This is a genomic window from Chryseobacterium vietnamense (assembly GCF_031454475.1).
Classification (GTDB): Bacteria; Bacteroidota; Bacteroidia; order Flavobacteriales; family Weeksellaceae; genus Chryseobacterium; species Chryseobacterium vietnamense.
In genome coordinates this window covers 1,237,034-1,260,693 of record NZ_JAVDQX010000001.1, presented here as the reverse complement: position 1 = coordinate 1,260,693, position 23,660 = coordinate 1,237,034, and the positions used below count along the sequence as shown (strand labels likewise).

The 23,660-nt window shown below is 36.7% G+C and carries 22 protein-coding genes; 4 read left to right on the top strand and 18 right to left on the bottom strand.

What is annotated here, in order from left to right; genetic code table 11:
• Positions 1-3: 3 nt before the first annotated feature.
• From J2786_RS05640 to J2786_RS05615, 6 genes are read right to left on the bottom strand one after another with little or no spacing between them, the layout of a single operon-like run.
• Positions 4-249, bottom strand: coding sequence for an acyl carrier protein (locus J2786_RS05640; RefSeq protein WP_047374822.1), 246 nt, complete (start codon positions 247-249; stop codon positions 4-6).
• Position 250: 1 nt separating this feature from the next.
• On the bottom strand, positions 251-1,654 hold the full coding sequence (locus tag J2786_RS05635) for an MATE family efflux transporter (RefSeq protein ID WP_047430476.1): 1,404 nt from the start codon (positions 1,652-1,654) through the stop codon (positions 251-253).
• Positions 1,651-3,462, bottom strand: a complete 1,812-nt coding sequence (locus J2786_RS05630) for an IucA/IucC family protein (protein ID WP_047433257.1) — start codon at positions 3,460-3,462, stop codon at positions 1,651-1,653. Before J2786_RS05630 ends, J2786_RS05635 begins: the two co-directional genes overlap by 4 nt.
• A 7-nt stretch (positions 3,463-3,469) precedes the next feature.
• Positions 3,470-4,786, bottom strand: a complete 1,317-nt coding sequence (locus tag J2786_RS05625) for a lysine N(6)-hydroxylase/L-ornithine N(5)-oxygenase family protein (RefSeq protein WP_047430479.1) — start codon at positions 4,784-4,786, stop codon at positions 3,470-3,472.
• Positions 4,779-7,187: a GNAT family N-acetyltransferase gene (locus J2786_RS05620; RefSeq protein WP_047430482.1), complete on the bottom strand. Its 2,409-nt coding sequence runs from the start codon at positions 7,185-7,187 to the stop codon at positions 4,779-4,781. The genes J2786_RS05625 and J2786_RS05620 overlap by 8 nt, the downstream gene beginning before the upstream one ends.
• Positions 7,159-8,685, bottom strand: coding sequence for a pyridoxal phosphate-dependent decarboxylase family protein (locus tag J2786_RS05615; RefSeq protein WP_047430485.1), 1,527 nt, complete (start codon positions 8,683-8,685; stop codon positions 7,159-7,161). Before J2786_RS05615 ends, J2786_RS05620 begins: the two co-directional genes overlap by 29 nt.
• A gap of 216 nt (positions 8,686-8,901) precedes the next feature.
• Here J2786_RS05615 and J2786_RS05610 point away from each other — a divergent pair, with 216 nt between their 5' ends.
• Complete coding sequence (locus tag J2786_RS05610) at positions 8,902-9,999, top strand: Fe(II)-2OG oxygenase family protein (protein ID WP_047430489.1); 1,098 nt, start codon at positions 8,902-8,904, stop codon at positions 9,997-9,999.
• 327 nt (positions 10,000-10,326) lie between these two features.
• Here J2786_RS05610 and J2786_RS05605 read toward each other — a convergent pair whose 3' ends face one another.
• The 10 genes from J2786_RS05605 to J2786_RS05560 form a co-directional block, all read right to left on the bottom strand.
• On the bottom strand, positions 10,327-11,139 hold the full coding sequence (locus J2786_RS05605) for an alpha/beta hydrolase (protein WP_047430492.1): 813 nt from the start codon (positions 11,137-11,139) through the stop codon (positions 10,327-10,329).
• Positions 11,140-11,314: 175 nt separating this feature from the next.
• On the bottom strand, positions 11,315-12,292 hold the full coding sequence (locus J2786_RS05600) for a 3-oxoacyl-ACP synthase III family protein (protein WP_047430495.1): 978 nt from the start codon (positions 12,290-12,292) through the stop codon (positions 11,315-11,317).
• A 130-nt stretch (positions 12,293-12,422) separates the two neighbouring features.
• Complete coding sequence (locus J2786_RS05595; RefSeq protein ID WP_047430499.1) at positions 12,423-13,010, bottom strand: Crp/Fnr family transcriptional regulator; 588 nt, start codon at positions 13,008-13,010, stop codon at positions 12,423-12,425.
• Between the two features lie 97 nt (positions 13,011-13,107).
• On the bottom strand, positions 13,108-13,629 hold the full coding sequence (locus J2786_RS05590; RefSeq protein ID WP_047430501.1) for a GNAT family N-acetyltransferase: 522 nt from the start codon (positions 13,627-13,629) through the stop codon (positions 13,108-13,110).
• Between the two features lie 9 nt (positions 13,630-13,638).
• Entirely contained in the window at positions 13,639-14,649 is a 1,011-nt protein-coding gene (locus J2786_RS05585) for a S41 family peptidase (RefSeq protein ID WP_047430503.1), read from the bottom strand.
• Between the two features lie 69 nt (positions 14,650-14,718).
• Positions 14,719-15,513 carry a helix-turn-helix domain-containing protein gene (locus J2786_RS05580; protein WP_047430507.1) on the bottom strand — a complete coding sequence of 265 codons (795 nt, stop codon included), beginning with the start codon at positions 15,511-15,513 and terminating at the stop codon, positions 14,719-14,721.
• A 68-nt stretch (positions 15,514-15,581) separates the two neighbouring features.
• Complete coding sequence (locus tag J2786_RS05575) at positions 15,582-16,163, bottom strand: 5'-methylthioadenosine/S-adenosylhomocysteine nucleosidase family protein (RefSeq protein WP_047433258.1); 582 nt, start codon at positions 16,161-16,163, stop codon at positions 15,582-15,584.
• 113 nt (positions 16,164-16,276) lie between these two features.
• Positions 16,277-16,978, bottom strand: a complete 702-nt coding sequence (locus J2786_RS05570; protein ID WP_047430511.1) for a DsbA family oxidoreductase — start codon at positions 16,976-16,978, stop codon at positions 16,277-16,279.
• Between the two features lie 247 nt (positions 16,979-17,225).
• Positions 17,226-18,392 carry an MFS transporter gene (locus J2786_RS05565; protein WP_047430513.1) on the bottom strand — a complete coding sequence of 389 codons (1,167 nt, stop codon included), beginning with the start codon at positions 18,390-18,392 and terminating at the stop codon, positions 17,226-17,228.
• A 6-nt stretch (positions 18,393-18,398) separates the two neighbouring features.
• Positions 18,399-19,328, bottom strand: a complete 930-nt coding sequence (locus tag J2786_RS05560) for an alpha/beta hydrolase (RefSeq protein WP_047430515.1) — start codon at positions 19,326-19,328, stop codon at positions 18,399-18,401.
• A gap of 157 nt (positions 19,329-19,485) precedes the next feature.
• Between J2786_RS05560 and J2786_RS05555 the strand changes: the two genes are divergently transcribed.
• Positions 19,486-19,863, top strand: a complete 378-nt coding sequence (locus J2786_RS05555) for a winged helix-turn-helix transcriptional regulator (protein ID WP_047430517.1) — start codon at positions 19,486-19,488, stop codon at positions 19,861-19,863.
• A gap of 76 nt (positions 19,864-19,939) precedes the next feature.
• On the opposite strand, the gene J2786_RS05550 is transcribed toward J2786_RS05555, so the two are convergent.
• Positions 19,940-21,136, bottom strand: coding sequence for an MFS transporter (locus J2786_RS05550; protein WP_047430519.1), 1,197 nt, complete (start codon positions 21,134-21,136; stop codon positions 19,940-19,942).
• Between the two features lie 246 nt (positions 21,137-21,382).
• Here J2786_RS05550 and J2786_RS05545 point away from each other — a divergent pair, with 246 nt between their 5' ends.
• Positions 21,383-22,114 (top strand): MBL fold metallo-hydrolase, encoded by a 732-nt coding sequence (locus tag J2786_RS05545; protein ID WP_047430523.1) that lies wholly within the window; start codon positions 21,383-21,385, stop codon positions 22,112-22,114.
• 17 nt (positions 22,115-22,131) lie between these two features.
• On the opposite strand, the gene J2786_RS05540 is transcribed toward J2786_RS05545, so the two are convergent.
• On the bottom strand, positions 22,132-22,473 hold the full coding sequence (locus J2786_RS05540; protein ID WP_052186959.1) for a helix-turn-helix transcriptional regulator: 342 nt from the start codon (positions 22,471-22,473) through the stop codon (positions 22,132-22,134).
• Positions 22,474-23,055: 582 nt separating this feature from the next.
• On the opposite strand from J2786_RS05540, the gene J2786_RS05535 reads away from it, so the two are divergent.
• A complete protein-coding gene (locus tag J2786_RS05535) occupies positions 23,056-23,649 on the top strand; it encodes a Crp/Fnr family transcriptional regulator (RefSeq protein ID WP_047433261.1) in 594 nt (197 codons plus the stop codon).
• The last annotated feature ends 11 nt before the right edge of the window (positions 23,650-23,660 follow it).

Here is a 23,660-nt window from a genome sequence, read left to right as displayed (position 1 = left end):
GGCTTAGTTTTCTACGAATACTTCGTATTTTTTCATTTTTTCGCGAATCTTTCCGACGGTTCCCATCTCCAGAATATCATTAAAATCAAATTTGATCTGATAAAACTGTTCAAGCGCTTCTACGATCAGAAGATGAGACATAGAATCCCATTCCGGGATTTCCTGATACGTTAGTTTTTCATCTACCAGTTCTTTTTTGATGGCGATGGCAGAGGCGATAATTTCATAAAATTCTTCTGTAGTGTTCATTTTAAATTTTTATAGTTTTCCATTTTCCATTTCTAAAAATCATTAGGAATAGCACAGCCAAAACAATTTCCGAAGAAACGATAGCGGTAAATATTCCTCTCAGTTCCCACTGAAACCTTACTCCTAAGAGATAAGCCAGAGGAAGCTGAATCACGTAAAACATGACGATATAAAGCAGTGTAACCTGCATAATATTTCCGGCTGCATTCAATGCACGGCTGATCACCATCGTGAATCCTAACAGCAGATAAGCTATAGAAACCACATGGATGTATTGAACCGCGTATCTTGCAACTTCAGGTTCGGTAGTGAAAAATTTCACCACATATTCAGCAGCAATCTGCCAGAATAAGGCTACAATGACCAGATAAGTCATGTTGATGGTTCCTGCCCTCCAGACTGTTTTTTCTGCACGTTCCGGTTCTCCGGCACCCAGATTCTGTCCTGTAAGCACTCCCGCTGCATTTCCTATTCCCCAGGCAGGCATTGTTGCGACCGAAGCAATACGCTGGGCAATAATGTATCCTGCCAGCGCTGTTGTTCCGAAGGTAGAAATGATCTTTACCATAATCAGCCAGCTGGATGTTGGAATGATATACTGAACCAATCCTCCAAAGGCTATTTTCAGAATCTTCTGCAGTAATGGAATATCCACATGGAAAGGAACTCTGATGCTGATGCTGGTTTTTCCCGTAGCCAATATGAAAGCCTGGTATAAAACCCCTAATGTCCTTGATAAAACCGTAGCATACGCCAATCCCATCAACCCAAAAGCAGGAATAAATCCTAATCCGAAAACAAGGATTATGGCAAATATGATATTGGAAATATGGCAGATCCAAAGCGATTTCATGGCAATATCTGCATCACCGGCACCTCTGAAAAGTCCATTCACCGAAAGACGGAGAATCACAAGTCCGATACTCAGAAATACCAGTCTTGAAAAGGAAATTCCATCTGTTACCGTACTGGCATTGACCCCAAGGAAATCAACAATTTCAGCAGAGAAATAACAGGAGATACCACCAATCAACAAGGCAAAAAACAGGGCAAGCAGGATAATATACTGAGCTGTTCTGCCCATTCCTTCGTGATCCTTTTCTCCGGCTCTTCTTGCAATAAGTGTTGCTGCGGCAATACCAAGACCTACTGCGATGGCATAAGCAAAATTGATGTAGTTATCTGTAATTCCCACAAGACCAAGAACCTTGTCGCCTAATTTTGCGATAATCAATAGATTAACGCTCACAAAGACAGACTCCATCACAAGTTCCATCACCATGGGAATGGCAAGACTAAAGATGGAACGGTTGATGCTTCCGGAAGTAAGCTCGACTTTTTTTCCGGCAACAGCTCCATAGGCAAAAACCGCTCCTTCTTTTAGTATATGCAGGAATTTCCTCATACTGCTGCTACTGAGTTTTTATTGGCAATCTGGTACAGCGGATTGGGCAATGCTCCATCTTTTCTTGGAATGGCAAATGCTTTATTTTCACTGTAACCGTTATTTTTCAGACGCAGACTGTTGATATAGAATCTTTTGAATGCAGGCACATACAGGTCATACTTTTCAAATCGTTCCTGAAGGTGAGTATTCTCTGCTTTATAATTTTCTACACAGTTGTGAACCAGTTTCCAGAATTTCTCTTCATTAAAGTTGGAATACGTATGTAAAGCATTCGACAGATATCTGAAGAAAGCATCAAAAACTCCAAGCAAAATAAACAATGGGATGTTTTCTTTATTGGAAGATTGGATCAAACCATCTGCAAGGTGTGCAGGAAGCTTTTCTCTTGCTTCAGTGGTCAAAACGATATCATCTACAAAGTCTTTAATCACAATTCTTTGCGGAACTCCGTTTTTCAAAACAACCATAATGTTTTCTCCGTGCGGCGTTACACATAATGAATGCGTGTAATAGATGTGTAATAATGGGGTAAGATAAGCATCGAGATAGCTTTCAATCCATTTTTCAATACTCAGGCCTGCTTTTTCAGCAAATGCCTGAACTAATGGAACGCCGCTTTCGTCTACGTACAGTAAAGAAGCCATGGTAACCATTTGCTCATCCTCTTTCAGATAGTTTTCAGCACTTTCTCTCCATAATGCGCCAAGGAATTCATTATATTGGTAAGGAACGCTGGTAATAGCTCCGTACTGTGGGTGCAGATAAGTGATGGCAGCTTCTTCTCCTAAGAAAATAGTTTCTTTATTTTCAAGGTATGCATCATCTTTTATTAAGCCTTTTACCCAATCCGTAATGGCTGGAGCAATTTTCATCTGTTTAGGCGATAATCCCCGGATATTTCCTGTACTCAGAATAGAAACAGCTGTTTTCAAATATCTTTTCTTCGGATGATCTACATTGAATAAAGTACGGATACTCTGCTGCGGACTGTAGGTATCACTACCCTCTCCTAACTGAATTAAAAGTCCGGAAGCAATATCCCCGGCAAAATGAATCTGAAGCTTATGCTCCCACTGCCATGGATGTACAGGAATAAAATGATAGTCTTCAACAATTTTTCCTTCGCTTATCAGTTGCTGTTTAAAATCATTATACAGCAAGTCTCCAATTTCAGAACGATAAAACTGCTCTCGGTCAATATGTTCCAAAGACTGGAATGACGATCTGCTTTTATGGGAAGCCAGCCAGATCACTTTTAAATTCTCATCTGCTTCAGGAGCAAATGTTTTCAGATCACGTGGAGAAAAACCTAATCGGCTTTTATTTACAATTACCCACGGATGTCCGGTCATATTATGCTCTACCGTCTGATAATCTGCATCCGCAAGGTCTTTTGAAGACATTACTCCTTTGGATAAAATCAAAGCATCACAATACAGCGTATGCAGTAATTCTTCCGTGTATCTTGCAATAGTATAAGGATCCAAATCGAATACAGACTGCATTTCCAGGAAGAAAGCCGCCACATCTACGGCAGACAGATCTTCACCGTTTTCGGTTTTTGTAATGCTGTCTTTATCAATATGCCAGTAATCCATCATCCTTTCCTGTCCGCGGAAGTGGTATGAAATATTTTCAAATCCTGTTTCGAGTTTGAAAACGGTATATCCATCCTGATCTTCAAAGGTTATGATAGGTTTCAGAAGCTCTTCATGCATCAGTTCTGCGATGGTTTTGGCCATTAGGTTTCTGTTAGCCTGATTCCAGTTTTCCTGGCTTACGGTATTTTTTAAGTTGGTGTTCATTGTATGATTAAATTTTGGCAGTTGGTAAATCAGCATATTTTTCCACATCGAAATCCTGGAAAGCAATTTTCTTTTCAATTTTATAATACTCTCTTCCCAGAATATCATTGATGATGTAGGAATTACGGTACGCCGCCATTCCCAGATCAGTAGAAATATAGCTGTGGGTATGTACTTCAGCGTGGAGAACATAGATTTCTCCTCCGTTGTGGTCTATTGAATAATTTCTGTTGACATCAAACAATCCGCTGGAATCTCTTTTGATTCTATCCTGAATATTCTTAAGGAATGCAGGTTCGTGATAACGGTATCCTGTTCCCAAAATCAGATAATCGGCTTCCTGATCATAAGGAACTTCCTGTTCCAGCTGTGTGAACTCAAGGTTGATAAAGTCAGGATTACTGTTGTCTACCCTATTCAGCTGGCTGTTAGGAATGATTTTAAGATTAGGATCAGCATTGTCGATATTCAGATCATAAATAAAATCATAGATATCATTAATCAGATCGTAATTGATTCCTTTAAACTGAGCTTGCTGCTTGCTTAAAATGGTTTTCCTTGCTGACTCACTTCTGTTGTAGAAATATTCTACATAATCCGGAGAAGTAAGTTCCAGCGTCAATTTAGAATATTCCATAGGGAAAAATCTGTCCGGACGGGAATACCAACCCAGCTGCGTTTCTTCATTTCTGCTCTGAAGCAGGTCATAGAATACTTCTGCAGCACTTTGTCCGGAACCGATAATCGCAATCTTTTTCCCTTGAGATAATAGCTCCTCTTTTCGATACAGATAAGAACTCGTATGAATAATTCTGGAATCATCTTTCGGAATAAAAGAAGGAATATGAGGTTGTGTCCCCGTTCCTAAAATCAGTCTTTCCGTTTTAAAAACAGTTGTTTCTTTTGTTTTGGTGTGAATCGTAGTTACATGATACAACCCTTCTTCATAAGTGATATCCACTACCTGCGTAGAAAAACGGCATTGTGGAAGCTGTGCAATCACCCACTGGCAGTAACGGTTGTATTCTTTTCTCGGGATGAAAAAATCTTCTCTTATAAAAAACTTATACAATCTTCCGGTTTCCTTCAGATAGTTCAAAAGAGTCAAAGGATTCGTAGGATCAGCCATGGATACGCAGTCGCATAAAAATGGAGTCTGCAGGGTTACATGGTCAATCATCAGTCCCGGATGCCAGTCGAAACCATCTCTCTGGTCCAGGAAAAGGGTTTTCAGTTCCGAAATCGGATTAGATAATGCGGCAAGTCCCAGGTTGAAAGGGCCTATACCTATGCCTATTACATTGTATACGGCTTCGTTAGTCATTTTTTGTGATGTTTGTGGTGATTTGTACCTCTTTATTCTGTGGGAATTTTTCCCAGTACCATTCTCTGTAACAGAAATTCAGATTGGCTTTTTTATGGGGCATTTCAATTACTTTATCTACTTTGAAGCCTACATGGGCTTTGTTCATCATAGACGCAAGAGAGTCTACAGATCCTTCGCCTACCATTTTTCCTACCTGTGGCTGTGCAAAAACATAGTCGACCATAGATTGTGTGGATGGAGATACAAATTTCTTCTTAGGATCAGTAGGTGCGATAAACTGGTGTGTTCCGTAATCTGTAGGTAATACGTCATAATAATCTCCCACGATATCTCTGCAGGCCCAATAAATCTCGATATTACAAGAAGGCTCATCATTTCCTGCAATGATATAACTGTGCGCTTCGTCACCTGGAAGCATCAGTCTGTAATACGTTTCCAGTTCATCAATAGGCCAGTTCATCTGCCAGATTTTTACCGCATGTTCACGGTTGAACCATTCATGAAGCATTTCAAGATCGTTTTCAAGATCTATAGGACGCATGCTCATGGTTACATCTTCTTTCTGGAAGTATCTTTTAAAGAAAACTTCTGTTCCCTGCGGATTGATTAACTGATCCGAAAAGAAATGCTTATGAAGAAGGTTCGGAACTTTAGCATAAGAAATTGAAGAAGCATTCACACCGCCGTCTACATCAGACACTGCCGACTGAAGGTTTGATTTTACGGTCCAATATCTTTGATTCAATGTATAATCCGTTAAAGATGATGGTTCAGATTTATGAAGGTTTTCAAATTCTCTGTACAGGATATGGATCAGTCTTCTTTCTTTCACCAAACCTGTTTTACCTATGGAAGCAATCAGTGCGCTCAGGTTACTTACCAGAAGATGGTGGGAAACAATATCCAGAAGACGCTCATCCCTAATGAAAAGGTCCTCAATTTCAGGGTAATTTTTAACCAGAGATTCATATTTTCCTTTAAAGCTTTCTTTGATCAGATACCCTTGTCCGTCTCTTACATAAATTGACTCAGGAAGAAGTTCGTTATCCAGCTGAACTAGCAGATTCTGCTGATGGACTTCCGGAGCCATTCCCAATTGATTATACAATCTGTTCAATGGAGAAAGCAATAAATTCACATATTTTTCAAACCAGATAATAGCAGCTTTTTCCACTTCCATTCCCAGTTGATTCGCAACATTTTTAAAGAAATGGGTTGTAAAATTGAAACCATCTGTAGATTCATCCTGGCAAAGTCTTGCCAATAAAACAACTTTATCTTCATTGGAAAAAGGATTTTCGCGGAGCAGTATATTCAGACTGTCCATATTTTTTCCTTCATAATGAACGCTTAACGTGGATGGTTCCAGTAATAATTTAAAATTCGGGAAACTTTGTTCAAATGCAGGCTTTACATTTTGCCACCAGATTGCGGAAGCATATCCTCTGTTGAGATCTTTTAAGCTGTTTGTTCTTACAGAACCTGTCATTAAAACATGCAGAGAGAATTTCAACATCCAGCTGAAATCAGGATTATACACCGTTCTTATGGAAGATGTTGCGTAAAAATCCTCTCCCAATGGGCCGATGTGAATGATTTTCCCGGAACCGAGCATTTCAGGATATTCTTCTGTAGATAAAAGATATTGGGATTCCCATGGATGGCATGGAACTATATAAAAATCATTGATGTTTTCAAAATCGTAGCATTCCGGTAAAGAAGTCCATTTTTCGAAGATTTCTTTTGCTGAAATCCCTGGGAGAGATTTTTCTGTGATGCAGTCTTTATGAATCAGGAAATAATCCAGCTGAAATCCTTTTCCGAATTCAGGACCGTATAACAACTGTTCTTCCTCAGAAAATCCCATTCTTGATTTGGTGAAAGGATGCAGATTATGTCCGGCTGGAAGCATTTGCTCAGACTCAAGGAAAGAATACGTTAAAAGCTGAACATCTTGCAGACATGCTTCAGTTGTGAGTTCCAGATTTCTTAAACTGCTTTGAATTCTTTCTGCAAAGTTTCTGAATCCTTTTTCATTGGTTGTTTCAGAAAACTCTGTGTAAACCAGTTCAGTCAGTTTTTCATCATTTACTTCAAAAACAGCTTGATTTTGATGGTCAACGGCCCACAAAACAGGTCCGTATTCATGAAAAAGAGTTTCGGAACGATAAGAAACGGGGGCAAATAAAAACAGTCCGCTTTTCTTCATTTCAAATCTCATGAACAGTGAATAATCACTGTTCTGTAGAGCTTTTGCTGTGAGAAGATCATATTTTGGAACTCCCTGGTAGAATTTTCCGTTTCCCAGTTCTCTCAACATTCCGTTCAGCAGAATTCTGAAAGTAATTTCCCGGGCTTTTTCTCCTGTTTTATTTTTCTGTATTAAAGTCTTTTCCATGATTTTTGATTGTGGTGAGAATCTGATGAATGTCTTCTGTCGTGGTAATCGGGTTCAGGAAGGTAAATTTTAAATAGAAATTTCCGTCAACCTTTGTACTTGCTACAAGGATTTCTCCGCTGTAGAACAATTTCATCTTGATGTACTGATTCAGGGCATTCAGATCACTGATTTCCGGATTAACATATCTGAAAACAAGAACACTTAAGTCAGAATCTGAAAGAAGTTCAAAATCTGCATCTTCAGTAATCATTGCTGCGGCATCTTTGGTAAGATCAATCACAGTATCTGTATATTCTGCCAGCTGTTCTTTACCCATCATTCTTATGGTAAACCAAAGTTTTAAAGCATCAAATCTTCGGGTACTCTGGGTAATGGATTTATTGATCTGTGCCGGAATTTCCTCTTCGTCCATCTCTTTCGGATTCAGATAATCGGCGTGATGTTTCAGAATCAACAGTTCTTTCTTGTTCTTAACAATAAAAGCACTGCTGCTGATGGGCTGGAAGAATGACTTGTGGTAATCAATCGTTACAGAATCTGCTCTTTCAATGCCGTTGATCAGGTCACGGTATTTATCACTTAACAATAAAGCACAGCCGTAAGCTGCATCTACGTGCATCCAGATGTTATAATGTTCAGCAATATTGGCGATATCATCCAGTGGGTCAATATTTCCAAAATCTGTAGTTCCTGCTGTTGCTACGATTCCGATAGGAATATTTCCTAGCTGTTCTTCCCTTTTAATGTATTTCTTTAAAAGAGAAATGTCCATACGGAAACGGTCGTCTGTAGGAACTTTAACGATACTTTTCTCACCTAATCCCATAATAGAAGCATTTTTCAGATTGCTGAAATGAGATTTATCCGAAACAAATATTCTGAAACGGCTTGCCTCCACTGGAAGACCATCCATTTTAATATTGTGATGATATCTTTTCTGAGAAAAGCAGTCACGCATCATGACCAATCCCATTAAGTTGCTCTGTGAGCCACCGGCTGTGAAAACCCCGTCGCTCTCATTAGTGTTATATCCAATCTGTCCGGCAGTCCAGTCGATCAGTTTTCTTTCCATAAAGGTTCCTCCGGCACTCTGATCATACGTATCCTGAGAAGAATTGATGGCACTTACAAGAATTTCTCCTGCCAATGCTGGAATTACTACAGGACAGTTTAGGTGAGCTACATATTGTGGAAGATGAAAAGCTGTGGCATGTTTCACATAGATTTCGTCTACTTCTGCCAGTAGCTCATTATAGTTGGATAATTTTTGATTAAGATCAATCTGTTGAACCATTCCTTTCATTGTTTTGGCTTCTATACCACTGAAAGGTTTGTTGTTTCTGTGAAGAAATTCCTGAACCAGGTCTAAAGTACTGTTGACAGCATTACGATAATGATCATAATTGTCAGGGTGAAAAATATTCCCAAAATTCCCCGAAATGTGAGGTGAAGTTGTGCTTGTGAGCTCTTCTAGGGATATTAAATTGTTGTTCATAAAAGTTTTGTAATGTGATTTTTTAAATCTGTGAGTTGTTGTGGGTTTTTGGATATACGGTTATATATATCTGATAGTCAGGTTTTTAAATTTTACATTTTTTATTATATTTTATTTGGTGATTACATAATTATTACTAAATTTGAATCGGCTATTGTTATTTAGAATAATTAAAAACAAAGATAAAAATTATTACTTAACACCAAATTTTTTTTAATGAATTCTACAGAAATTTTAGATAAAGACTGTTTAACAGCTGTAAAACTGCTTCCTACGGTCATAGAAGTCACCTCTCAGGAAAGAAGAATGATAAAAGATGCGGCTTTGCATCTTCAGAAAAAATATGACACTTATGAAAACCGTGATTTTATTAAGCATGTGCATCAGCTGGCGTCTTATTTTTTACCCGAGAGAATTTTAAATATAGCGGCTGATTTTGCGAGTGACTTTTCAAAAAATCAATATGGTGCACTGATCTTTACCGGATTAATGGATATCGATCAGGAGAATATAGGCTCTACTCCTCCCAACTGGCAGGCAGCTGATTATTCAAAATTTAATTTATACGGTTTTGCATGTGCCCTTATTCATGGAGCGCTTCCCTCAAAACCTGTACAGTATTATTCACAGCGTAAAGGCGGCGGACTGATCCATGCTATAATACCTGATGAAAGAATGAAAGAAACACAGACTGGATCAGGATCTTCAACCGATTTGTATGTACATACAGAAGATGCTTTTCTGAAACATCAGGCTGATTTTTTAAGCTTTATGTATGTGAGAAATGAGGAACAGGTTCCTTCTACTCTTTATTCTATCCGTTCTCATGAATCTGTCGGGGAAAAGTACAGACCACTTTTTGAGCCCATCTATAAAATCCCGAAAGATGCCAATCTTGAAATGGGAAACAGTGAAGAGGAAACATTAGATTCTGTATTGTATGGAAATTACAGCCTTCCATTTATGCGTTTTGATGCTGCTGAACAGTTGTTCAATTCCAGTATCAGACAATCTGATGAAGCGCAGAATACGCTGCATGAATTCTGGGAAGAAGCCAGACATTTGATTTATTCGGGATTTACGCCTCAGGCAGGAGATGTGATTCTGGTTAATAATCACTTATGTGCTCACGGAAGATCGGCTTTCCGGGCAGGAGTAAGAAATATTGACGGTATAGAACAGCCTTGTGAGAGAAGAATTATGCTTCGTATGATGAGTAAAGTGAGCCTTATTGATATGAGAGCGCACACCCTTACGGAAGATCCGTTCTTTGTGATCGAGGAACATCTGGGCAAAAACTTTCAAAACTTTTAATAGAATGCTTAGTTAGCATTTTTGAACATTCAATCAATCACAAATCCTTTTTAAGCAATGCTTGAAAAGGATTTTTATTTGATTTCACTTGATTGATTCTTGACAAGGATCAAAGGTGGTAAGTTTTGGCTAAAGCCATCGGAATTTATATTTATTTTATTAAACGGGCTAAAGCCCGTTCCTATTGAATATTTAAAGTCTTCATTGTATTTTTTTAAATATGATATTTCATTCTGATGGTTTTTTATATCAATAGAAGCGGGCTTTAGCCCGTTTATTTTTATTGTTTATGATAAGATTGGCTTTAGCCAAAACTTAAAAAAGGATTTATTGCTTAAAAAACGTGTCAAATAAAGAAAGTTGTTCGGATAACGATCTGCTCCAGTATTCAGGAACATGTCCGCCTAAAGATTCTGTGTAAAGGTGCTGGATCTTCATTTCTGTCAGCTTTTTATGAAAATTTCTGTTCATACTGATCATTTGAGTGTCTTCCGTTCCACAGTCGAAAATATATTGCTGATCTGCTCCGGCCATCAGTTTTATTTTGCTGTCGGTAAGGAAATTCGGATTGATAGATTCCAATGGACCTAAAACCTTATTCACCATATATTTCTGATATCCTTCTCCAAAAGAATTAAAATCAAGGGCACCACATGAACTTCCAACGATACCAAATGTCTTGTTATAGGTAACCCCGATGTTGGTAGCTCCATAGCCTCCCATACTCCATCCTAAAATTCCACGGAATTTTTTTTCTGCTTTTACAGGGTAGTTTTTATCAATAAATTCTACCAGTTCTTTTCCAATAAAAGTCTGGTATTGCGAATCCTTAACAACCGGACTGTCTACATACCACGAACTGTAATTTCCATCTGGAAGTACATAGATTGTTTTTAATTCCTGAGCTTTTTTAACCAAATCAGGAATATCCTGCTTCATAATTCTGTCCGGATTACCACTGAAACCATGAAGAATATAAACAGACGGATACTTCGTATTAGGCTGAAGATTAGGCGTGATGATTACTGTTTTGATCTTTTTATTCATTTTCGGACTGAAAACTTCCTGATGAATAATTTTTTGTGCTGATAACTGTACAAAGGCAGTCATTACAAATACAATGTTGATAAGCTTCTTCATGCTGAAAAATGTTTAATTAGTGATAATTACAGGTATACTTTTTTAAAACATATAGTATACCAATAATCTTATGACAGAGCAAAATTGTGAAAGAAAAAAGAAGAAAGCCTCAACATATGTTGAAGCTTTTGTAATTTGTTTTTATTTAATTCGCTAAAATAAGATCAGCCAGTGATTAATATTTCCAAAGCATTAATCCTGCCTGATAGCCTGTCCCCAGTGTCCATATAAGAATATAATCTCCTTTTTTCAATGATTTTACTTCTTTCTGGTATCTGTCTAAAGCTAAAAATGGACTGGAAGCTCCGGTATATCCTAGCTCTTTAGAATAAAAAGGAATTTTTTCTTCCGGCAACTGAAAGTAATCGCGGATAATATTAATATTCTTTATTGAAAACTGTGAAAATAAAAACAAATCAATCTGCTCCAGACTTATCTGGTTACGCTTTAAGAAAAGACTGATATTTTCAAGTGCAAAATTGACACTTCCCATGCCGTCAAAAATACGATCCCAGGTTGTCAGATCGCCATGCTGATGCTCCGAATTTCCTTTAGGTGGATACAATACCGTATTACAAAAGCTGCTGTCTGTATGATATAATACATCTATTAACCCTGAGGTATTGTCTCCATCATTTTCTACGATAAAAGCAAAAGCGGAATCTGAAAGACAAAAAGCAGTAATCGGGTTGTCAGGATCTAATATCCTCGAGAATTTTTCGGCACAAACTACCAAGGCTTTTGTTCCGGGCCGGGTTCCTTTTAAATATTTTGATACCTGATCCAGCGCTATAAACGCTCCAATACAATTGGCATTCATATCATAACATAAGGTATCCGGTTTTCCGTTAAGCTCATGATGGATCTGGATAGCATCACAGGGAATATGATGTTCGGGAGAACTGCTTACAAAAATAATAACATCTATATCGAGAATAGAAATATTACTTTCATTAAGAACACCTCTTGCAGCTTCAATTGCCATAGAAAGTGTAGTTTCGGAGGAATTCTCCGGAACAATATAACGTTCTGCCCTGCCTAAAGCATTCTGAATTTTTTGCATTGAAATTTCCCGCCTTTCAAAGTGCTCAATAACAGCTGTATTATCTTCTACGAAATCAGGATGATAGAAATACGTGTGATGTAGTTTCATGTTGGATTACTATTTTAATTATATCTCTTATTTGTGAAATAATGTAAATTTAAAATAATATTAAAATATATCCCAGAAACATGAAATAAATCATTAATGACTGATTATTAAAAATATGGGTAAAATGCAATTAGTATTTATCTTCATGAATTTCCTTTTTGATCCGGCTTAGCTGTGTAGGCGTAATTCCCAGATAAGAGGCAATATGATGCTGTTTTAATCTGTTATAAAGAGAGGTGTTTTCAACTAATTGCAGATATCTTTTTTTTGCCGTTTCATATTTCAGAGAAACTTCCAGGGGTTCTTTTTTTACCACCCAGTTTTTCTCCAGATAATGCATATGAAAAAGTGCCAGATCATGGTGCTTTTCAAGCAATTCCCGATAGGCTTTTGCAGGATATTGTATCACTGTGCAGTCTTCCAGTGCAATAATTGTGAAATCACTGGGTTCATTTTTAATAATGGCGGCCGTAGAAGCTACAAAACTGCTTTCCTCAAAAAAGATTTTGTAAATATTATCCCCTTGTTCATCTATTGTATAATATCCTATCAATCCGGATTTGAGAAAATAATAATATCTTGCCATAGCCCCGGTTTCCAGCAAAAGATCATTTTTGTTATAGTATTCTTCTGTACAGATATCCAATAAATCTTTAATCGTTTCTTCAGATAAAGGATAATAGGTATTGATCTGATTTACAAATTCTGAGTTTTTCATTTTGACATTTAGAAGGTATAAAGAATTGTATTACATAATCATCTGTGAAAATCTGTGTAATCAGTGGTTAAATACAATCTTTCTATTTTGAAGAAAATTAATCCAATACTTTTTTCATCATCAGATCCGTCTGTTCTTCTTCCCCAAGTCTGAAAATATGCTTATCAAATTCAACAAATCCGTTTTTCCTGTAAAAATTGAGTGCTCTCAGATTTTCTTCCCAAACCCCAAGCCATAAGTATGATTTACCCAGTTGCTTAGCCGTTTCCAGAGCTTGATTATAAAGAAGCTGGCCTACTTTTTTCCCGTGGTGACTTTTCTTTACATAGATTCTTTCAATTTCCAGACTGGTTTCATCCTGAAGTTCTGTCTGCGCTTTTCCGGAATTAACTTTCAGGTAACCAACCGGATTGTCTTCTTCCCAGGCAATATAGAAAAATGAATCAGGATTATTCAGTTCTGATTTTATCTTTTCAGTAGTAAAGCTTTCTTCCAGATACTTTTTCATAGCCTCTTCAGTATTATCTTCTGCAAAGGTTTCAGTGAAGGTTTGTATACCAATATTCTGAAGTATTTCGAGGTCTTTTTCGCTGGATGTATTGATAATGATTGATGACATAACAGGTATTTATTGTTCTAATTTATAAATAAGATTTTTTATTTCAGGTAAGGTCAGTTCTGTTTTTGTTCCTGAAACTATTATATTTTTTAAAATTTTGATGTGAGCCGTCTTTAAAGAATCTTCGCTTTTCACTTCCTGATCGGGTATCACTCCTATATGTTCCCAGTTCTTTTGAGTGCTTAAAGCTGTTATTTTTCCTGCCGGAACAAGCAGTAAATATTGATTTTGAACCATAAAATGATCTACAGGATTAGCGGCACCCCCTGTTTTTTCACCAATTACTTCGGCAAGTTTATATTGCTGCAAAAAATAGGCTACAGCTTCTCCGGCCGAAAAAGTTTTTTTACTGGTAAGAATATAAATCTTTTTATGAAGATATTTCTGTCCGGAAACTTTGGGTTGAGTACTGTCTATAACCGTTTTCTGATTATGTCTGAAATACGTGGTATAAAGATCTTTTTTCTGATCAAAAAAATAGCTTAAAAACAGAAGAAGCATCCCATTTTCTCCACCTCCGTTTTCCCGAAGGTCAATAATCAGAGAATGGGTATTGGCAACAAAGTTCATGGTGGCGGTCAATGTTTTTTCACTGGCTTCAGGAGAGGCAAAACCTTTATAATTGATGTACCCGATATTCCCTGGAAGTCGCTGCACTGTTTCAAATCCAAAATTTTCAAGACTATTGTGTTCATTGTTCAATTTCTCTCTTTCTTTCTCACTCATCTGTTTTTCAGGCGTGTAGTTTTCGAGATATTTAACAAAAAAATGTTCGTCTTTAATCGTTGTTCTTAACTTTTGAGTAAGAAGATCCGCAAAATCTTTTTTATTGAGGTCTTTAAAAGTTCCTTTTTTCTGCTCACTTTGAAATAAAGAGTCTACTTTTTTATAAGTTTCTTTATCAATATAATGGCTTTTCACTTTTTCGGTAATATCAGCAAGCACTACTGAAATATCATTTTTCTGGGCACTCGAAAATAAGAAAGTGAAAAGGGAAATCCCAAGATATAATTTTTTCATTGAAATAAGGATTTAATATTTCAACAAATGTATTTCAATGAAATTTGTGTGAATTGTAAAAATGGAAACTCAGATAAATAGCCAGACATTATTTTTCTCTGTATCTACATGTTCAAAGAATTTTCCCGGACTTATTCTGGTGAGTTCTTTGAAATCTTTAATGAGATGAGACTGGTCATAAAACAGATGTTCGTAGGAAAGTTCTGTAAGATTTCTGGATTTTTTATTTGAAATCAAAACATTACGAAACCGCTGTATTTTTCTGAATTCCGAAGCGGGTTTAGCCAGATATCGCTGAGAAACTTTGTTGACATATTGCCTTGTGATTTTATTTTTTTTTGCAATTTCTTCGATATTCATTTCTGTTTCAAAATCATTCAATAGGGTATAAGCCAGATGTAAGTCTCTGGGCCGGAATTTGGAAAGACAATAGTTTTCCAGTATTTCAATTTGCATTCTCCTGTCAGACTCTTTTAAAACAGCGCTCATAATATCAGTAAAATCTGAAAGAAGGATTTCCTGCTCCAGATCTTCGCTTTTATCAGCATTAAAAAAATGATAAATACCTAAGGGTTTAAAGTAAACGGTAACTTCATTAACCGATTGCCGATAAAAAATTTCAGTAGGAACAGAGCATCTGAATACAAAATCAACCACAATATTTTCAGAAGAAGATCTGGTAATTTCTACCCATCCTTTATCCTGTGTAACAGAGACATCCTGACATGCTGATACAATAAAGTAATTGTCCGGAAATGTAAGATATTTTACAGGTTTCTGATGATCATCTTTTTCTATAAAATAGTATCCTTCAATATAATCTTTCAAAACAGAATGCATCGGTTGATAAAAAGTAACTTTCATACGAGTGGCGGGTTGAAAGTAAAAATACAAATATAAATCCTGAAACTTTGTTCAGGATTTATATTTGTTTATGAAAACAGTATTTTTTTAAAGGCTTCAGAAGCCAGATGTACCTGTACGCTCCAATCATCTGCTGCGTCACTTCCTGCATCATCAGAAATATATTTCAGACATAAAAATGGAATATTTTCCTGTTGAGCAATCAATGCCAGTGGATAGGCTTCCATGTCTACAATATTATAATCTGTTTCTGAGTGATTCATTTCAAAACTGTCTCCGCTTCCGCAGATTCCTTCTTTCAAGGTATCCATTTTAAGGCCGTATTCCAATACAGGAGGAACTCCGGATAATGGCGTTTCATAGAGCTTAAATCCAAGCCCTCTTACGTCCATATCTCTCTGGATGAATTTGGTACAGCATACCACTTCTCCTTTGTGGAATCCCTTACTTCCTGCAGAACCTAAGTTCACAATCAGTTTAGGTTTTCTGGCGTGAATTTCTTTGGTTAATTCTATCGCTGCATTCACCTTTCCGATGCCGGTAATTAATTTATTTTTATCATCGAAAACTGTTCCTGCTTCAGAATCTAATGCGAAAACAAAAAGAGTATCGTCAATTGAATAATGCGTTTCGTTGTTAATTTTTATCATTGAGAAATCAGATTTATACAGCTGTTCGTACTGCATGACAAAGATACAACAGGTTTTGTAATATGTTAAAGTAAAACCCCAAAACAATTGATTTGTTTTGGGGTTTAGTTATTTTAAATACTGCATCCATCAGCATCACAGGACGCTCCGTTGCCACCGGAAAGATCCTTAAACGGACTCACCGTTTCTTTATAAGTCTGCTGAAGTGCATTTTCAAATACTTCCGCAGGCTGAGCTCCGGAAACAGCATATTTACCGTTCAGTACAAAGAATGGAACTCCGGAAATGCCATTGTTTCTAGCCTCCTGAATATCCTGATTCACTTCATAATCCAGTTGATCTGTAGTAACTGCCTGTATTGCTTCTTCTTTATCAATTCCCAGACTTTCTGCAAGAGCTATCAAAACCTCTGTGTCTCCAACATTCTTACCGTCAATAAAGTGGGCAATAAATAATGCTTCTTCCATTTCATTGGATTTATTGTGCTTTTTAGCCAAATGAAGTAATTTATGGGCACTGAAAGTATTGGTGATCAGAGTTTTTCCAAAATCAAAATCAATTCCAGCTCCTTTTCCCATCTGGGTAACCTGGCCCAGCATTTGGGTAGCCTGAGCTTCGCCCACTCCTTTCTTTTCTCTGAAATACTGAATGGTGTCCTGAGTTTCTTTTGGATCTAAAGTTGGATCCAGCTGAAAACTCTTCCACTCCACTTCTACTTCATCTTTGAAAGGCAGTTTACTTAAAGCCTGCTCAAAATTATTTTTTCCGATATAGCAAAACGGACACATTACGTCTGACCAGATTTCTATTTTCATTGTATTTATTTTAAATAAAGAAACTGTTTGAACTTTAAAAAAATATTGAAACCATTAAGAATTGATTTAAGAGATAAAGTATAGTTAAGATGGATCATTCTGATTTTTAAGCCTTAAGCAAAGCTTATCTTAATATTCTCAACAACTTAATATATTCTTACTATTCCGAAAATAAATGTTTAAACAAGTTTCAAATTAATGGTACAAAGTTACTACAATTTTTTAATGTAACAAAAATTATTACATTTTAATTCTGACAGGTGGAAAGTACCTGACTGCGCTTTTCTAACATCCCTTTTAATGCCATCATAAGAAATGCAAGTAGTCCAAAAACAAGGCTTATCCATGGAATATACTCTACTCCTTCTGTAACGATTACCCATCCTCCGATTGTAGTTCCCACCGTCACCCCCAGATTTCCGAATGAGGTAGCAAGGCTGTTGGCAAATTCCAGTGAATCCGGTGCTGAAGAAATCATATACGTGGATGCATTTAAAAAGCTTGGCGAATATAGGAATCCCCAGATTCCGATAACTGCTACCGTTGCCCATACATTTCCATCAGAGAAATAAAGAAGAACAGGCACAACAATAGTTCCGGAAAGGAAAAAAGCAGTTGTACCAGCCACATTTTTATTAAGCATTTTTCCGGCTAATCCATTGGCAAATACCCCGATAATTCCAAAAAGCAGTAGCATATAACTTACCATTGAAGTATCCATTCCTTTGGCTTTATTGAGATAATCTGCAAAATAGCTGTAAGTAGAAAACCATGCTGTAATCATGAAAAAATTAGTCAGCGTACTCAAAATAAAGGGCGGCTGTTTCAATATCCTGATCTGCTTTCCATAGGATTTCTTCTCTTTTACAGGCATTGCAGGAAGAAGGAAATAAATAACAACTAATGCAATCAAACTAACTACAGTCTGTATCATAAATGAATATTCCCAGGAAGCAATTCCTGCAATCCATGTGGCAAAAGGAACTGTGGTTACCATCGCAATGGCTACTCCATTAAAAACAATCCCCATTAATTCGTTCTTTTTCCGTTGATCTGCTTGAGATATCGCTACGGATAATGCGGTTGCAATATAGACAGGCTGAAGAAATGCAGGTAAAATCCTAACCAGCATCAACAGCCAGAAAGGTGGTGAAAAAGAAGATACAAATCCTGTAATCAGAAACATGAAAATAGCAGTAAGCATTATTTTTTTACGATCAAAACCAGATGTGAGTAAGGTCATAAAAGGTCCTGTAATCGCAATAATTAAGGCAAAAGCACTCAAAAGATACCCTGATTTATCTATACTGATTTTATAATGTTCAGCAATTTGCGGAAGAATTCCGATAACACCAAATTCTGTTGTAATAACAGCTATAAAACCCAGACATCCAATATATGCATATTTCTTCATGATACTTTATTCGCCGGATTTTAATTTTTGATGAGCAAAAGCCGCCATTTCATCCACTGCTGACTGTACTTCTTCCAGGAGTTCGCCCATATGCATAAAACCGTGAACCATGTCTTTGTAAAAGCTTATTGAAATGTCAACTCCTGCATTTTTCATATTTTCAGAAAGCTGTTTGCCATCATCCAGCAACGGATCATGTTCTGCCAGAATGATTAAAGTGGATGGAGTTTCTTTAAAATCTTTTATTAAGACAGGAATCGCCAAAGGATTCTCTTTCTCCTCTTCAGGAAGATAGCCAGCCCATGCTTCAATACCACCCTGCTTATTAAGAACAGGACCGTTTTCATAAGTTTCCCATGTCTTTGAATTGAGTTGATTATCTACTGCAGGATAAATTAATACCTGAAACTTCAGATGCTTTCCTATTTTGGTAGACACCGCCGTAGCCAATGCTGCACCAGCGCTATCCCCTATAATTCCTATTTTATCAGGATCAATTCCTAAAGATTCTGCATTTTGTATGACCCATTTTATGCTGTCAAGAGAATCATTTAAACCTGCAGGAAAAGGATGTTCCGGAGCAAGACGATAATCTATAAAAATAACCACAGATCCGGTTTTATTAGCCAATTTACGAACTACAGCGTCGTGTGTTTCATAACCTCCAGCGATAAACCAGCCTCCATGAATGTAAATAATAGCCGATGATTGTTGAATTTCTTTTCCTTTGGGACGATAAATCCTGACAGGAATCTGATGATTTTCCTGTGGAATATGCAGTTCCTCAATGACAGCTACAGCTTCTTTCTTCCCACTAAGCTGAAGAGACATGGTTTCAAGAAATTTTCTTGCACCATCTAAGGAGTCCTGAGGATTGAAAGGTTGTATTGTTTCTAAATGATTTAAAATCTGTGTTATCTTAGGCGTTAATTGCATTTCTATTTTGATTTAAGTTATTGTGCCTGCAGAGAACATGAGCGCTATTGTTCTTCTATTGCAGTATATTTTCTGTTTTGTTGAACAAAATTAAATTTCAAACCTTACATTTGCATTGTATACAGCTAAATGTATGGTACTAACAAATTTGTAAGTAATGGGTAAGATAAAAGAAAATTCAACCAATAATATCAACAGACAGTATATACAGGGATGCGACCTGAGTTATGCAGTGTGTAAAATCGGAGGACGATGGAAACTGATTATTTTAAATAAATTAAAAGACGGAAAATTACGCTTTAGCGAACTCAGAAACTCTATTTCAGGAATAACGGAAAGAATGCTTACCCTTCAGCTGAGAGAGTTGGAAAAGGAAAGCTTAGTAAAGAGAACTGTTCATGCTGAAGTTCCACCCAGAGTTGATTATGAACTTACAGCTATTGCCAGAGAGTTGATTCCGATCTGGAAACAGCTTGATGAATGGGGAGGAAAACATAGGGAAATGATGCAGACCCTGGAAACAATGGAAGAGTAAAGATTTGAAAATAAAAGAAGCGGGATTTTATCAAAGATAAAATCCCGCTTCTTCAGCTAGTCAAAAATATAAAAATTTACATCTCTGTGTTTGCCTTATTAACCCTTTTTGAAAACAAAATATGAGCGATCAGAGCCAATACCCCAAATACAGTTCCTACGAAGCACACGCCTGTCCACTGAGCCTTTTGCCAGGCAATAGAAGCCAGCCAGGTTCCCAGGGATCCTCCGATAAAATAAGATACCATGTACACCGTATTCAGTCGGTTCACCGCATTGGACTTAATCAGGAAATAATTGGTCTGATTCATAATATGGCTCGATTGTACTCCCAGATCGACAAGAATCACCCCGACAATCAGTCCCCAATAGGTTTCTCCAGCAAAATAGGTAAAACCCCAGCTTCCTATAACGATCAGTAAAGAATACAATATAATACGGTTAATATCCAGATACTTTTGCAATTTTCCCACTTTGGCCGCAGCTAAAGCTCCTACCGCTCCTGCCAATCCAAAACTTCCTACAACGGAAGACCCTGCATTAAAAGGAGGTTTCTCCATATGGAAAACCAATGTGGTAAACAAAGCACACATTGACCCGAATGCCATAGCTCCACGGAAAGATGCAAGCTGAAGAACAGGTTGTGTTTTGGCAAGTTGAGCCACGGAACGCATCAGCTCTTTGTAGGTTCCTTTAAAATTAGGTGACATTTCCGGAAGCATTTTATAAACCGCTAGCCAAACAAGAATCATCAGTCCTGCAGCAATTCCAAACATTGCTCTCCAGCCCCAGACTTCTCCTACAATCCCTCCCACAAAACGGGATAGAAGAATTCCCAATAATAATCCGGACATGACCAATCCGATGTTGGAAGATTTTTCTTTATCTGATGAAAGTTCTGCTGCAATAGGAACAAAAAGCTGTGGAATGACAGATGTTGCTCCAATCAATAAGCTTGCTGCATACAGCATCCACAATTGAGTGGCAAAAGTCATCCATAAAAGGGATCCGAAAACCAGAAACAAATCAATTAAAATCAGTTTCTTACGGAAAAATTTATCTCCCAACGGAACAATCAGCAACAATCCTGATGCGTAGCCAATCTGAGTCAGTACAGATATTTTACTTGCCGCACTCTCAGAAACCTGCAATTCTTCTGAAATAAGTGCCAGTAAAGGCTGATTATAATAATTATTGGCCACTACAAGTCCGGAAATAACGGCCATAAGCCAGATAACAGTCCGGGAAATACCATGGGAAGAACTCTCCTGCATTGCGTATAAAGTTTTATTTGAATTGAAAAATGATCCGACCGCAGATGACCGTCAGATTTTTAAGAGATCAAAGATAATCATTAAAAAAATAAATAATCTGCCTTCCTTCTTTATCTATTTATGAATGATAGATGATGATACGCTAAGTAGAATGATTTCAGACATCTCCTGTTTCATTGTTTTTATTGATCATATATATCGATGAAAAACTTTTTAAATATTAGAAATATTAAGGAAATTTGCAGCATGAAAATTATTCCACTTAAAGAAGGCAATTTTTCGGCAAGCAAAACCAAAGATTTTACGCTTTTAACAGAAGGAAATTTTGACACCGTTGGAGGTATCAAAATGTCTGTGCAGCCTTTTCTTATTATTACGGAAAATGATTATATCCTTTTGGATGCCGGGATCGGCTGGAAAAACGACTCCGGAAAAACGGTGGTTTCAGAAATTCTTGAGAGAGAAAATATTCGTCCTGAGCAAATCACCAAGTTATTGTTGTCCCATCTTCATAAAGATCATATTGAAGGTGCAGTAACCCTTACAGAAAATGGTTTCGAAGCCACCTTCTCAAATGCTCAGATTTATATCCAGAAACGTGAATTTGATTTTGCCATGGAAAATAAAGGCAATCCTTCTTTTGACTTTGAGATATTGGAAAAACTGATTCAGCTCCCGAATATTACATGGATGAATGAAGACAAAGGACAAATTACTGATAAGATATCTTATGAAGTGGCAGGCGGACACACTCCTTTTATGCAGGTATTCTGGATCAGCGAAAATGAGGAAACGGCTTTCTATGGAGCTGATGATCTTCCGCAGGCTTCTTATTTAAAATACCACCTGGCCTATAAAAGTGATTTTGATGGCCGAAAAGCAATGGAATTAAGACTTAAATGGGAAAAGGAAGCAAGAGAGAACAGCTGGAAAATTCTTTTGTATCATGATCTGGATAAAGCCATTGTAGAAATATAAAAGCAGAAAAAAATGGTTTAAATTTCATTAAACCATTTATAGATATCAAATTCAGAAGGAATATTCAGTTTTTTTCTAATCCTGTTTTTCCTGTTTTGTATTGCTTTTGGCGTAACAAAAATATAGGTTGCAATTTCCTTAGTAGTCATATTGAGCTTAAGGTAAATACAAAAGATCAGTTCAGAGTTTTTAAGGGAAGGCTGTATATCAGATAACTTTTTAAAAAAATCGGGATAAACCAATCTGAATTTATTCAAGAGACGAGGAGAATTTGCTTTGGCCAATGCCATTATTTCGTCTTGTACAAGAATCTTTTGGGTTAAATCCTCTAAATTAGTTTCAGGTTTTCTATTTTTCATAATACTTTTTCATCTCTTATTTCAGATACCACATCTCTTGTGTATCTGTGCAAATTCTTTTTTTCACTGTTCAATTTATGTTCTACTAAATCAATATCGGGAACAAAATAATTTTTATGTATTCAAAATTCTCTAGGTTTTAATTAATATTACGTAACGATTTATGGTGTGTAGCCTGCATCTGTTGAATGATTATGTTAAAAAAATCACACATATGAATTTCTTTCCATTTTTATACAGGCAAAGAAAGAAAAAATGATTAAAATTTTATTAAATATGTGTACCACATAGATACCACGTTATATATTGAGCTAAAATATCATAATTGCCTTTATCAGCTTATTCCCCATTATTTGCATTCCTCTTTTGATAGGAAGTAAATGTAGTATGTTATTCCATTAACTTTTTATGATCTCAATCAATATTTTCAACCTATTGATCAGAAAAAACTAAAAATATGTGGTATCCAAATGGTACCACATTATAGGAGAAATAAATAAAATGGATGTTCCTTTACCATTATAAAATTTTGAAGCATTCGCAGCCGGTATTTAAAATTTTAGATGAAATTAAATGACAACCATGATCACTGAAACTTTACTTATCTCATTTGGAGCCGAAATTAAAGACTATAAAGCGGAAGATATTATTTTTCGTGAAGAAGAATCACCAGTATATTATTACCAGATTCAAAAAGGTAAAATTAAACTTAATAACTATACAGAAAACGGGAAAGAGTTTATCCAAAATATAATCTCAGATGGGCACAGCTTTGGAGAATCTTTACTTTTTGTCAACAGGCCTTATCCTATGAACGCTGTTGCCATGGAAGATTCAAGTATTTTTGTAATGCCGGGACAGAACTTTCTGAAGCTGATCCAAAATAACCCTGAAATTTCATTAAATGTCTACCAATGTCTCGCTGAAAGAATGTATTATAAATATATCATGCTTTATAATCTTTCCTTCCAAAATCCTGTTTCCAAACTAAAACTCCTGATGGATTATCTGAAAAGCTACCATGATGATAAAAACCCTTATTCTTTTCAGATTCCGCTTACCCGCCAACAGCTTGCTTCGCTCACCGGGTTATGTGTAGAAACAGTTATAAGAACCATAAAACATATGGAAAAGGATCAGGTTTTGAAAATAAAACGAGGGAAGATTTATTATTAATAATCAAAAGC